The organism is Serratia sp. K-E0102 (genome assembly GCF_029962625.1).
Taxonomy (GTDB): domain Bacteria; phylum Pseudomonadota; class Gammaproteobacteria; order Enterobacterales; family Enterobacteriaceae; genus Serratia; species Serratia sarumanii.
On sequence record NZ_CP124754.1, the window covers coordinates 2808175 to 2821140 of the forward strand.

At 61.2% G+C, this 12966-nt stretch carries 12 protein-coding genes, 1 pseudogene and 1 other annotated feature; of the genes and pseudogenes, 7 read left to right on the forward strand and 6 right to left on the reverse strand.

Translation table 11 applies throughout. The features are described from left to right. Positions 1–14: 14 nt before the first annotated feature. The 5 genes from rluB to SSARUM2_RS13435 form a co-directional block, all read right to left on the reverse strand. Positions 15–920, reverse strand: a complete 906-nt coding sequence (gene rluB, locus SSARUM2_RS13415) for a 23S rRNA pseudouridine(2605) synthase RluB (RefSeq protein WP_060452603.1) — start codon at positions 918–920, stop codon at positions 15–17. A gap of 163 nt (positions 921–1083) precedes the next feature. Beyond that, complete coding sequence (locus SSARUM2_RS13420; RefSeq protein ID WP_033634754.1) at positions 1084–1881, reverse strand: alpha/beta hydrolase; 798 nt, start codon at positions 1879–1881, stop codon at positions 1084–1086. Between the two features lie 148 nt (positions 1882–2029). After that, positions 2030–2389, reverse strand: a complete 360-nt coding sequence (locus SSARUM2_RS13425) for a Rap1a/Tai family immunity protein (protein ID WP_033634755.1) — start codon at positions 2387–2389, stop codon at positions 2030–2032. Positions 2390–2503: 114 nt separating this feature from the next. Further along, positions 2504–3124, reverse strand: coding sequence for an L-threonylcarbamoyladenylate synthase (locus tag SSARUM2_RS13430; RefSeq protein WP_033643268.1), 621 nt, complete (start codon positions 3122–3124; stop codon positions 2504–2506). A 47-nt stretch (positions 3125–3171) separates the two neighbouring features. Further along, on the reverse strand, positions 3172–4053 hold the full coding sequence (locus SSARUM2_RS13435; RefSeq protein WP_060418856.1) for a PHP domain-containing protein: 882 nt from the start codon (positions 4051–4053) through the stop codon (positions 3172–3174). A 253-nt stretch (positions 4054–4306) separates the two neighbouring features. Further along, positions 4307–4410 (forward strand) — a sequence feature (Trp leader region). 24 nt (positions 4411–4434) lie between these two features. On the opposite strand from SSARUM2_RS13435, the gene SSARUM2_RS13440 reads away from it, so the two are divergent. The 6 genes and pseudogenes from SSARUM2_RS13440 to SSARUM2_RS13465 all read left to right on the forward strand — a co-directional run bounded on the left by SSARUM2_RS13440 (position 4435) and on the right by SSARUM2_RS13465 (position 11528). Continuing rightward, complete coding sequence (locus SSARUM2_RS13440) at positions 4435–5997, forward strand: anthranilate synthase component 1 (RefSeq protein ID WP_060452602.1); 1563 nt, start codon at positions 4435–4437, stop codon at positions 5995–5997. Then, a pseudogene (gene trpD / locus SSARUM2_RS13445) lies at positions 5997–7593 on the forward strand (bifunctional anthranilate synthase glutamate amidotransferase component TrpG/anthranilate phosphoribosyltransferase TrpD). The gene SSARUM2_RS13440 and the pseudogene trpD overlap by 1 nt, the downstream one beginning before the upstream one ends. Positions 7594–7596: 3 nt before the next feature. Further along, the gene (gene trpCF / locus SSARUM2_RS13450; protein WP_079656981.1) at positions 7597–8958 is read left to right on the forward strand and encodes a bifunctional indole-3-glycerol-phosphate synthase TrpC/phosphoribosylanthranilate isomerase TrpF; all 1362 of its coding nucleotides are present in this window, start codon (positions 7597–7599) and stop codon (positions 8956–8958) included. Positions 8959–8999: 41 nt separating this feature from the next. Next, a complete protein-coding gene (gene trpB, locus SSARUM2_RS13455) occupies positions 9000–10190 on the forward strand; it encodes a tryptophan synthase subunit beta (protein WP_033634762.1) in 1191 nt (396 codons plus the stop codon). Then, the gene (gene trpA, locus SSARUM2_RS13460) at positions 10190–10996 is read left to right on the forward strand and encodes a tryptophan synthase subunit alpha (protein ID WP_049195446.1); all 807 of its coding nucleotides are present in this window, start codon (positions 10190–10192) and stop codon (positions 10994–10996) included. The genes trpB and trpA overlap by 1 nt, the downstream gene beginning before the upstream one ends. A gap of 217 nt (positions 10997–11213) precedes the next feature. Next, the gene (locus SSARUM2_RS13465; RefSeq protein WP_033634764.1) at positions 11214–11528 is read left to right on the forward strand and encodes a BON domain-containing protein; all 315 of its coding nucleotides are present in this window, start codon (positions 11214–11216) and stop codon (positions 11526–11528) included. A gap of 44 nt (positions 11529–11572) precedes the next feature. On the opposite strand, the gene ompW is transcribed toward SSARUM2_RS13465, so the two are convergent. Next, positions 11573–12205, reverse strand: coding sequence for an outer membrane protein OmpW (gene ompW, locus SSARUM2_RS13470; protein ID WP_004932076.1), 633 nt, complete (start codon positions 12203–12205; stop codon positions 11573–11575). Positions 12206–12491: 286 nt separating this feature from the next. Here ompW and SSARUM2_RS13475 point away from each other — a divergent pair, with 286 nt between their 5' ends. Further along, a complete protein-coding gene (locus SSARUM2_RS13475) occupies positions 12492–12932 on the forward strand; it encodes a YkgJ family cysteine cluster protein (protein WP_033634766.1) in 441 nt (146 codons plus the stop codon). Positions 12933–12966 lie beyond the last annotated feature (34 nt).

Genomic DNA, 12966 nt, shown 5'->3' on the forward strand with positions numbered 1-12966 from the left:
GCCAGAATGAGAGATTAGCTGCGTTTGCTCGGCTTGCCCGGTTTACCCGGCTTGCTGCCTGGCGCACTGCGGCGGCCGCTGCTGGCCACCTGCGAATGGCGCTTGACCGCGCGGCGGATCTGGTTGGCCTTCACGCGGCGGCGCTCACGCTCCACCGGCATCTTGCTGACCGTTTCCGGCTTCAATTCCACCAGCTCGCGCAGGTAGTTGATCGCCGGCAGATCCAGCTCGGCCCAGCCGCCGCGCGGCAGGCCTTTCGGCAGATCGATGTCGCCATAACGCACGCGGATCAGGCGGCTCACCTGCACGCCCACCGCTTCCCACAGGCGACGCACTTCACGGTTGCGGCCTTCGGTCAGGGTCACGTTGTACCACTGGTTGAGGCCTTCACCGCCCTGGAAGCTGATGGTGCGGAAGGCGGCCGGGCCGTCCTCCAGCTGCACGCCCTTGCTCAGCTGCTTCACTTTCGCATCGTCGACCTGGCCGAACACGCGTACCGCGTACTCGCGCTCCACTTCACGGCTCGGGTGCATCAGACGGTTGGCCAGTTCGCCATCGGTGGTGAACAGCAGCAGACCGGAGGTGTTGACGTCCAGGCGCCCTACCGCCACCCAGCGCGAACCGCGCAGCTTAGGCAGACGATCGAACACCGTCGGGCGGCCTTCAGGATCGCTGCGGGTACACAGCTCGCCTTCCGGTTTGTAGTAGGCCAGCACCCGGCAGACCACGTCTTCAGACTCTTTGATCGACAGGACATGACCGTCCAGGCGAATTTTCATCGCCGGCGTCACTTCAACGCGATCGCCCAGCTTGGCGACCTTGCCGTCGACGCTGACGCGCCCGGCTTCAATCATGGTTTCGATTTCACGACGCGAGCCATGCCCGGCGCGCGCTAAAACTTTCTGTAACTTTTCGCTCATTGAGCAACCTCTAATGTCGCCTTCACAGGCGTCGGGGGGATAACCGCCGCGGCCAACCGCCACAACGGTAACAATACATTTATCAGGATCGAACCGCGCATTATACAGGCTTTCTAAGGTGTTGAAACCCACTTTATCGGCGGCGACCTCCCTCGGGCGGCGTTTACGGCGCCAAAAAATCCTCCACCGCCCACAGCACCGCGTCGGGCCGTTCCAGAATGCCGAGGTGAGTGCGAGCCTCCCCCAAACGCACCACGGAGAAAAACGGCTGCTCGGCGGCAAATGCCTGCTGGCGCCGCAGATAGTCGTCGCGGCGATCCAGCGAGTAGATGTGGCGACACGGCGGCGGCGCGCTCATTCCCGCCAGACGTTGCAGCGGCGAGCCGAATTGCCGGTAGGCCTGTTCGATGGCCACGCCGGCGGCACGCCAGAGCCGGTAATCTTCTTGTGCCATCTCGACCTCCAGATGGCGTTTGACCCGTTCGTGGCGGATGCCGCCCTGCCAGAAGGCGAACAAGGCGTCGCGCGCCGCCAGCCACTGCTGCGGCTGCTGCATGCGGCTCACCGCCGTAAAGAACGCCGGTTCCGGCTGCGTCATGATCCAATCGAGAAACACCATGCCCCGCACCCGCTGCGGCAACGCTTCGGCCAACGCCACCGCCAGCCAGCTGGCGTGCGCCACCGACAGAGTCACCACGTTGTCCAAACGCAGCGCCGTCAGTAGCTGACGCACATCTTCCAGCAAATCGTCCGCCGCGAGCGACATCTCCGCCGTTTTTGACGACAGGCCGTGGCCGCGCCAGTCGATGCTGATCACCCGATAACGTTCTGCCGCCAGGGCGATGAAGGGATCGAACACGGTTTTCGGCTCGCACCAGCCGGGCAGCAGCACCAGCGTGAGCGGCCCTGAGCCGATATCCTGATAATCGAGAGCGATGTTGGCGCTGTGAAATGTGGTCATATAACCTCCTGCGCGTCTCTCCCCGACCCGTTCGGGGGATGCCGACGATGCTAAGGTGACAGCGCCGCGGAGATTGATCTATTGAAGTTCGTGCGGAAAGTATGAGAGCGCACCTTATGAAAAAATGCGCACTAAATGGAATGCAAATTTAATGGCGCACGCAGGGATAGGCGGCGCTTAACGCCAGCATGATCACCGAAGGCGCAGAGTAATGCAACTGCTCGGGATGCTCGTTCAAATAGCGCATCACCGCATCGGCGGCCGTGCCGATACTCATCCCGGCTTCCGGGCAAATATTGCGGTTGCCCTGCATCGAATAAGTATCGAATACGCCGGCGACGTATCCCATAAACATGCCGCCGTTAAGCGCTTCGGCAACGGTGGCCTCACCGTTTTTATTTTTTACGTAACCGCCGGATTCCGCCAGCAAGGAACTGCCCGAATAAAAACCCGCATTTGCCATCGAGGAAAATAATAAGGCCGCTAAAAAAGAAACCCGTTTAATCATTGGTGCGCATCCTGCCCATTATCAATTCTGAAGTAGCAAGAATAGCTGCTTTCACCCGAAATAGCGTCGCTTCAGCCGATTTTCAGACAATGGGCAAGTCGGCGACGGTTTACATCAGCGGAAAGGCGCCGCGTCGCCCGCCCCTTCACGCACCACTTCCGGCGAGGATTCGGTCAGATCGATAACCGTAGTCGGCTGTTGACCGAGGAAACCGCCGTGGATCACCAGATCGACCACCTTGCCCAGGTGATCGCTGATCTCTTCCGGATCCGATTCGGCAAAATCATTGCCCGGCAGCATCAGGGTGGTGGACATCATCGGTTCGTTCAGCGCCTCCAGCAGCGCCAGCGCGATCGGGTTCGACGGCACGCGCAGGCCGATGGTTTTACGCTTTTCATTCATCAGGCGGCGCGGCACTTCCTTGGTCGCTTTCAGAATGAAGGTGTAGTTACCCGGCGTATTGTTTTTGATCAGGCGAAACGCCGTATTATCGACGTGCGCATAGGTCGACAACTCGGACAAATCGCGGCACATCAGGGTAAAGTTGTGGTTGCCGTCCAACTGGCGGATGCGGCAAATGCGCTCCATCGCCGCCTTCTCTTCCAGCATGCAACCCAGCGCATAGCCGGAATCGGTGGGATAAACGATCACCCCGCCCTTGCGCAACACCTCGACCGCCTGGTTAATCAAACGCGGCTGCGGGTTGTCCGGGTGAATATAAAAAAGCTGACTCATGACTTGCTCCTAAAATGATGCCCGCGCGCGTTGCCACGCGCGTAAAATCAGACCGCCTCGCCAGGCTGCGGCCAATCGCGCCACACCGGCTCGACGCCGCCCGGCAGCCACAGTTTGCGGCCCAGTTCGATCCACGAACAAGGCTGATGAAAATCAGAGCCTTGCGAGGCCAACAGGCGGTAGTCCTGGGCGTATTTCGCCAATTGCGAGCGCTCATGCGGCGCCTGCTGACACTGCGCCACTTCCATGGCGTCGCCGCCGTGTTCGGCGAAATGTGCCAGCAAACGTTTCAACCACTTCGCGGTCAGATCGTAACGGCCGGGATGCGCCATCACCGCCTGGCCGCCCGATTGATGAATCGCATCAATGGCTTGTTCTATTGTACACCACTGCGGCGGCACGTAGCCGGTTTTGCCCTTGGCCAGGTATTTCTTGAACACCTGCGCCATGTTGTCCGCCACGCCGATCTCCACCAGATAACGGGCGAAATGGCCGCGGGTCACCGCGCCGTCGCCCGCCAGCCGCTGGGCGCCGGCATAGGCGTCGGGAATGCGCGCCTTACCCAGACGCACGCCGATCTCCTGCGCACGCCGATTGCGCCGTTCGGTTTGTTCCGCCAACAGCGCCACCAGCGCCGGGTGCGCGACGTCCATGCCCAATCCAACGATATGGATCTCATGATTTTCCCACAGCGTCGAGATTTCCACCCCGTTGACCAGCCGCAGCGGCAACGCCTGCTCCGCAATGGCGGCGGCGGCCTCGGCCAGGCCTGCGGTGGTGTCGTGATCGGTGATCGCCAGCACGCCCACGCGCATCTCGACCGCCCGCTGCACCAGCTGCGTCGGCGTCAGGTAGCCATCGGAGGCGGTTGTGTGGCTGTGGAGGTCGTACAGAGTAAAGGCGGTGGATGGGGGGTTACTGTCTGTCAAAACGGCTATCCGGCAATGGCTTGGTTTTCTATCATACCCGCGATCGGCGGCCGGACGGAAATCTATTCTGCCCCGGCCGCGGACGCCAGGCTGAATGATGAATATAATTCACGCTGACCGCTAAAACATTGTGCAAAAAGAGGGTTGACTTTGCCCTCTCGAACCAGTTAACTAGTACACAAGTTCACGGCAACGGCCGTGTCGGATGAGCGTTAACAGAGAGAGTCTACAAATGAACAACTACATTTCTCTTCACGGTTGGTGGCGTACCTCCCTCTTGCGGGCGGTGTAATCGCGCATAGCTGTCATCTGACAATGCAGATTTCCTGAGCCCGCACCTGATGCGGGCTTTTTTATGGACAGAATTCACTGGAACCACCGATGATGAACATCAAACCACAAATGACATTGCTGAAGGCGCAAGCCAGCTACCGGGGCGATCCCACCACCATTTTCCACCAGCTGTGCGGCGCCCGTCCGGCCACCCTGCTGCTGGAATCGGCGGAAATCAACAGCAAACAGAATCTGCAGAGCCTGCTGGTGATTGACAGCGCGCTGCGTATTACCGCACTGGGACACACCGTCAGCGTGCAGGCGCTGACCGCCAACGGCGCGGCGCTGCTGCCGCTGCTGGACGAAGCGCTGCCGCCCGAGGTGCGCAATCAGGCGCGCCCCAACGGCCGCGAGCTGAGCTTCCCGGCGATCGACGCGGTGCAGGACGAAGACGCCCGCCTGCGTTCACTGTCGGTGTTCGACGCGCTGCGCACGCTGCTGACCCTGGTGGACTCCCCGGCGGACGAGCGCGAAGCCGTGATGCTGGGCGGCCTGTTCGCCTACGATTTGGTCGCCGGTTTCGAAGACCTGCCGGCGCTGCGCCAGGATCAGCGCTGCCCGGACTTCTGCTTCTATCTGGCGGAAACCCTGCTGGTGCTGGATCACCAACGAGGCTCGGCCCGTCTGCAGGCCAGCGTCTTCAGTGAGCAGGCGAGTGAAGCGCAGCGTTTGCAGCAACGCCTGGAACAGCTGCAGGCCGAATTACAACAAACCCCGCAGCCGATCCCGCACCAAACGCTGGAAAACATGCAGCTGAGCTGCAACCAGAGCGACGAAGAGTACGGCGCGGTGGTCAGCGGGCTGCAGGAAGCGATCCGCCAGGGCGAGATTTTCCAGGTGGTGCCGTCGCGCCGCTTCTCCTTGCCGTGCCCGGCGCCGCTGGCAGCCTACCAGACCTTGAAAGACAACAACCCCAGCCCGTACATGTTCTTCATGCAGGATGATGACTTCACCCTGTTCGGCGCTTCGCCGGAGAGCGCGCTGAAATACGACGCGAGCAATCGGCAAATCGAAATCTACCCGATCGCCGGCACCCGCCCGCGCGGCCGGAGTAAGGACGGTTCGCTGGATCTGGATCTCGACAGCCGCATCGAGCTGGAAATGCGCACCGACCACAAAGAGCTGGCCGAGCACCTGATGCTGGTCGATCTGGCGCGCAACGATCTGGCGCGCATCTGCCAGGCCGGCAGCCGCTACGTCGCCGATCTGACCAAGGTGGACCGCTATTCGTTCGTCATGCACCTGGTTTCCCGGGTGGTGGGCACCCTGCGCGCCGATCTCGACGTGCTGCACGCCTACCAGGCCTGCATGAACATGGGCACCCTGAGCGGCGCGCCGAAGGTGCGGGCAATGCAGCTGATCGCCGCCTCCGAAGGCACGCGCCGCGGCAGCTACGGCGGCGCGGTAGGCTACTTCACCGCCACCGGCGATCTGGATACCTGCATCGTCATTCGTTCCGCCTACGTTGAAGACGGCATCGCCACCGTGCAGGCCGGCGCCGGCGTGGTGCTGGATTCCGTCCCGCAGGCGGAAGCCGACGAGACCCGCAACAAAGCCCGTGCCGTGCTGCGTGCCATCGCCACTGCGCACCATGCCAAGGAGGTGTTCTGATGGCCGATATTCTGCTGCTCGACAACGTCGATTCCTTTACCTACAACCTGGTCGATCAGCTGCGCGCCAGCGGCCACCAGGTGGTGATTTACCGTAACCAGATCGCCGCCGAGGTGATCATCGAACGCCTGGAGCACATGACCCAGCCGGTGCTGATGCTGTCGCCCGGCCCCGGCACCCCGTCCGAAGCGGGCTGCATGCCGGAACTGCTGCAGCGCCTGCGCGGCCGGCTGCCGATCATCGGCATTTGCCTCGGCCACCAGGCGATCGTCGAAGCCTACGGCGGCCAGGTCGGCCAGGCGGGCGAGATCCTGCACGGCAAGGCCTCGGCGATCGTTCACGATGGCGAAGGTATGTTCGCCGGCATGGCCAACCCGCTGCCGGTAGCGCGCTACCACTCGCTGGTCGGCAGCAATATCCCGGCCGATCTCACCGTCAACGCCCGGTTCGGCGAGATGGTGATGGCGGTGCGCGACGATCATCGCCGCGTGTGCGGCTTCCAGTTCCACCCGGAATCGATTCTGACCACCCACGGCGCACGCCTGCTTGAGCAGACCCTGGCCTGGGCGCTGGCGAAGTAATATAAGGAACACGACGATGCAACCTATTCTTGAGAAACTGTACCGCGCCGAGTCGATGAGCCAGCAGGAAAGCCAACAGCTGTTCAGCGCCATCGTGCGCGGCGAATTGGAGCCGAGCCAACTGGCGGCGGCGTTGATCAGCATGAAAGTCCGCGGCGAGCGCCCGGAAGAGATCGCCGGCGCCGCCAAAGCGCTGCTGGACGACGCTCAGCCGTTCCCCCGCCCTGACTACCCGTTCGCCGATATCGTCGGCACCGGCGGCGACGGCACCAACAGCATCAATATTTCCACCGCCAGCGCCTTCGTCGCGGCGGCGTGCGGCGCGAAGATCGCCAAACACGGCAACCGCAGCGTCTCCAGCCGCTCCGGCTCTTCGGATCTGCTGGCGGCGTTCGGCATCCGCCTGGATCTGCCGGCGGAAGAAGCGCGCAAGGCGCTGGACGATCTCGGCGTGTGTTTCCTGTTCGCGCCGCAGTACCACACCGGTTTTCGTCACGCCATGCCGGTACGCCAGCAGCTGAAAACCCGCACGCTGTTCAACGTGCTGGGCCCGCTGATCAACCCGGCGCGTCCGCCGCTGGCGCTGATCGGCGTTTACAGCCCGGAACTGGTGCTGCCGATCGCCGAAACCCTGCGCGTGCTGGGTTATCAGCGTGCGGCAGTGGTTCACGGCGGCGGCATGGACGAGGTGGCGATCCACGCCCCGACGCACGTGGCGGAATTGAACAACGGCGAAATCAGCAGCTACCAGCTCACGCCGCAGTCCTTCGGATTGGAAACCTATCCGCTGGAAGCCTTGCTGGGCGGCACGCCGGAAGAAAACCGTGACATTTTGGCGCGGCTGTTACAAGGTAAAGGCGAGCCGGCGCACGCCGCGGCCGTCGCGGCCAACGTCGCGTTGCTTCTGAAGTTATTCGGACATGAAGACCTGCGCCAAAATGCGCGGCAGGCACTGGATATGATCAACAGCGGGCAGGCCTATGAGCGTGTCATCGCACTGGCGGCAAGAGGATAAATGATGCAGGAAACCGTGCTACACAAGATTGTCCGCGACAAAGCGCAATGGATCGCGGCGCGACAACAGCAACAGCCCCTGGCCGGCTTTCAGAACGACATCGTACCGAGCGAACGCAGCTTCTATCACGCGCTGCAGGGCACCCGGACGGCTTTCATTCTCGAATGCAAGAAGGCCTCGCCTTCCAAGGGGCTGATTCGCGAGAACTTTGATCCGGTAGAGATCGCCACGGTGTATAAAGATTTCGCCTCGGCGATCTCGGTGCTGACCGACGAGAAATACTTCCAGGGCAGCTTCGATTTCCTGCCGCTGGTCAGTAAAACCGTCAGCCAACCGGTGTTGTGCAAAGACTTTATCATCGATCCGTATCAGATTTACCTGGCGCGCTACTATCAGGCCGACGCCATCCTGCTGATGCTGTCGGTGTTGACCGACGAGCAGTATCGCCAGCTGGCGGCGGTGGCCCACAGCCTGAATATGGGCGTGCTGACCGAAGTGATCAGCGAAGAAGAGCTGCAGCGCGCGATCGCGCTGGAAGCGCGCGTGGTCGGCATCAACAACCGCGATCTGCGCGATCTGAGCATCGATCTGAACCGCACCCGTCAGCTGGCGCCGCGCGTGCCGCACGGCGTGACGGTGATCAGCGAATCGGGCATCAACAACTACGGGCAGATCCGCGAGCTGAGTCATTACGCCAACGGCTTCCTGATCGGCAGCGCGCTGATGTCGGAACCCGATCTGCGCGCCGCCGTGCGCCGCGTGATCCTGGGCGACAACAAAGTGTGCGGCCTGACCCGTCCGCAGGACGCCGCCGCCGCCTATCAGGCCGGCGCCATCTACGGCGGGCTGATTTTCGTCGGCCGCTCGCCGCGCTATGTGGACATCACCCGCGCTCGCGAAGTGATCTCCGGCGCGCCGCTGAAGTACGTCGGCGTGTTCTGCGACGCCCAGGTCGATACCGTGGCGTTGACCGTTGAGCGCCTCGGTCTGCACGCGGTGCAATTGCACGGCGCGGAAGACCAGGCCTATATCAACGCCCTGCGCGCCCGCTTGCCGGCCGATTGCCGCATCTGGAAAGCGCTGAGCGTGAAAGATCGGGTGCCGGCGCGCGATCTGCAGCATGTCGATCGCTATCTGCTCGACAACGGCGCCGGCGGCACCGGCCAACGCTTCGACTGGTCGGTGTTGCAAGGCGAAGATCTGACTAACGTGATGCTGGCGGGCGGCCTGCGCGCCGACAACTGCGTCGAGGCGGCCAAGCTCGGCTGCGCCGGGCTGGACTTCAACTCCGGCGTGGAAAGCGAACCGGGCATCAAAGATCCCGCGCGCCTGGCCTCGGTCTTCCAGACCCTGCGCGCCTACTGAATACGGCTCAACATTAATAACGGATAATAACGGGAACTCTCATGACGCTGCTTAACCCCTACTTCGGCGAATTTGGTGGCCAATACGTGCCGCAAATTCTGATGCCGGCCCTGAAACAACTGGAAGAAGCCTTTGTCAGCGCCCAGCGCGATCCGGCATTCCAGGCGGAATTTATCGATCTGCTGAAGAACTACGCGGGCCGCCCGACGGCGCTGACGCTGTGTAAAAACCTCACCGCCGGCAGCAACACCAAGCTGTACCTGAAGCGTGAAGACCTGCTGCACGGCGGCGCGCACAAGACCAACCAGGTGCTGGGCCAGGCGTTGCTGGCCAAGCGCATGGGCAAAACCGAGATCATCGCGGAAACCGGCGCCGGCCAACACGGCGTCGCGTCGGCGCTGGCCTGCGCGCTGCTCGGCCTGAAATGCCGCATCTATATGGGCGCCAAAGACGTCGAGCGCCAGTCGCCTAACGTGTTCCGCATGCGGCTGATGGGCGCGGAAGTGATCCCGGTGCACAGCGGCTCCGCCACCCTGAAAGACGCCTGCAACGAAGCGCTGCGCGACTGGTCCGGCAGCTATGAAACCGCGCACTATATGCTCGGCACCGCCGCCGGCCCGCATCCGTACCCTACCATCGTGCGTGAATTCCAGCGCATGATCGGCGAAGAAACCAAAGCGCAGGTGCTGGAGCGCGAAGGCCGCCTGCCGGATGCGGTCATCGCCTGCGTCGGCGGCGGCTCCAACGCCATCGGCATGTTCGCCGATTTTATCGATGACGCCGACGTTGGGCTGATCGGCGTGGAACCTGCCGGCCTGGGCATCGAAACCGGCCAGCACGGCGCGCCGCTGAAGCACGGCCACGTCGGCATCTACTTCGGCATGAAGGCGCCGATGATGCAGACCGCCGAAGGCCAGATTGAAGAATCCTATTCAATTTCCGCCGGGCTGGACTTCCCGTCCGTCGGGCCGCAGCACGCCTACCTGAACAGCACCGGCCGCGCCGAATACGTGTCGATCACCGACGACGAAGCGCTGGAAGCGTTCAAGGCGCTGTCGCGCCATGAAGGCATCATCCCGGCGCTGGAATCCTCGCACGCCCTGGCTCACGCGCTGAAAATGATCCGTGAAACGCCGCAGAAAGAGCAGATCCTGGTGGTCAACCTGTCCGGCCGCGGCGACAAAGACATATTTACCGTTCACGACATTTTGAAAGCACGGGGAGAAATCTGATGGAACGTTATCAGCAACTGTTCACGCGTCTGGAAATCAGCAAGGAAGGCGCCTTCGTCCCGTTCGTGACGCTGGGCGATCCTAATCCGGCGCTGTCGCTGCAGATTATCGACACCCTAATCGAAGCCGGCGCGGACGCGCTGGAGCTGGGCATCCCCTTCTCCGATCCGCTGGCGGATGGCCCCACCATCCAGAGCGCGACGCTGCGCGCCTTCGCCGCCGGCGTCACGCCGACCCAGTGCTTCGAGATGCTGGCGGCCATCCGCCAGAAGCACCCGACCATTCCCATCGGCCTGCTGATGTACGCCAACCTGGTGTTCCATAAAGGCATCGATGCGTTTTACCAACGCTGCGCCGAAGTGGGCGTGGACTCGGTACTGGTCGCCGACGTGCCGTTTGAAGAGTCTGCGCCGTTCCGCGCCGCCGCCGCGCGCCACGGCATCGCGCCGATCTTCATCTGCCCGCCGAACGCCGATGACGATCTGCTGCGGGAAATCGCGTCGCACGGCCGCGGCTACACCTATCTGCTGTCGCGTGCCGGCGTCACCGGCACCGAAAGCCGGGCGCAGCTGCCGTTGCATCACCTGGTGAACAAGCTGCGCGAGTACCACGCCGCGCCGCCGCTGCAAGGCTTCGGCATCTCCGAACCCGAGCAGGTGAAGGCCGCGCTGCAGGCCGGGGCCGCCGGCGCGATCTCCGGCTCGGCAATCGTCAAAATCATCGAACAGCACCATGCCAACCCGGCGGAGATGCTGACCAAGCTGGCGGCCTTCGTCAGCAATATGAAGCGCGCTACCCGGGCGTGATCCTCTTCAGCGAGCGCCCTGCCGGCGCTCGCTTTAACAGCTTGTTTCCCCTCAAAGTTTGTTCCATTTATTTACAGCAAAAATTTGAACAAACCCAGGTCTTGTCTCACAATGAACTTTGTTCGCTATGCATTTCTTCGTTTGATTTGGGGAATGCGCCCGCTGCGGCGAAAAACCGTAGCGAATTTCAACCATAACATTGCATGGAGAGTAATTTATGAAGCTTTTTAAAACCCTTTCGGCCTTGTGCATGGCAGCCGTTGTGGCGGTCGCGGTGAGCGCTTGCGCGCCGACGGCAAAATCTGAGGGAACGGGTGGTTATATTGATGACACGGTGATCACCACCAAAGTGAAATCGGCACTGCTGGCGGATAAAAACATCAAGTCACGCGAAATCAGCGTGGAAACCTTTAAGGGACGCGTGCAGTTGAGTGGCTTCGTGACGTCCAGCGATGACGCCAACCGTGCGGTGCAGGTCACACGCGGCGTGGCCGGCGTGAAATCGGTTGAAAACGTAATGCAGATTAAATAATACCGACACAGGGAGGCGCAACGCCTCCCTGCTTGGAGCCTTCATCAGAAGCGGTACCCCGCCCCGAACATGAACACCCACGGATCCAAACGCGTATCGAAGCTGTGGTGCCCGCCATTCGCATCGTTGAAGCGAGTTTTGGTTTCGATATTCATCCACCACACCGACATGTTCAGCATCCAGTGCTCATCCAGGTTGTAATCCAGGCCGGCCTGCGCCGCCACACCCCAGGAATCTTTCAGATCGAGATTGCTCAACCCGGCGCTTTTGCCGTAGTCGTTGAACTTCTCATCGAAGAAAGTGGTGTAGTTAACGCCGACGCCCAGGTAAGGACGCAGTTTATCCTGCTTATCGCCGAAGTAGTATTGCGCCATCAGCGTAGGCGGCAACTGGTGAACGGTCGCCAGATCGGTGCCGCCCAGCGTCACCTTGTGGCGGAATGGCGTTGCGGCCAACAACTCAACGCCGATGTTGTCCGTCACCATATAACCGAAGGTCAGACCGAGCTGGGTGTTGTTTTTCGCATCCAGCGAACCCAACCCCAGCACGTTGTCCGAACCCGCATTTGGACGCACCGTCGCGGTGCCCGCGCGGAACAGGAAATCACCGGCCTGATGCGCACTTGCCAACATAGGCGCCATCATCGTCGCCAATACCATCAGAGTTGTCTTTTTCATTATCCATTCCATTTGTGTGGTTAATCGCTCGAGGGGGAATATACCTACTTTCGGGTATTTGTGATCCCATCGAGATCACATCTTATGTGTAAAAATTTAAAATCCTACTAAAAACAAGGTTACCTAACCGCCTAATAAATCAAGGATTGATCTGCATCAAAAAATCGATTTTGTTGCAAATTATCTACATGTTCAAATTTCGGTTGCGGAGAAAATTGCGGCTGAGGTAATTTCATTTTCCGTGTTGGTTTTGGTTGGTGCCGTGAGGAGTCGGCGGGCAATCAAGATGAGCGAAATCCTTAATCCCTGTGTCAGCTGCGGCGCATGCTGCGGTTATTTTCGAGTGTCATTCTATTGGGCCGAAGCCGAAGACGGCGGCGGCACCGTCCCTCTTTCCCTGACGGAGCCTTTGACCCCGTTCCTGCGCTGTATGCAGGGGACCAACAGCAAGTCCCCCCGCTGCAACGCGCTGGACGGCGAGATCGGCAAAGCCGTGTCCTGCTCGATCTACCTCAATCGGCCCAGCCCGTGCAGAGAGTTCGATCAGTCCGGTGAAAACGGCCTGCGCAACGAAGCCTGCGATCGCGCCCGGGAACGCTATGGCCTGCCGCCCTTGCCGGTGCCCCTGCCGCTGTCGCTGCCTGAGACGACGATCGTTGAAGAAATAGGCGTAGTGCAATTCGCGGGGTGCCACAGCGGCGTGGAACAGGGTACAATCACCCACTGATTTATCTCTGTTTTCCCGACGCCAAGGAGTCTGC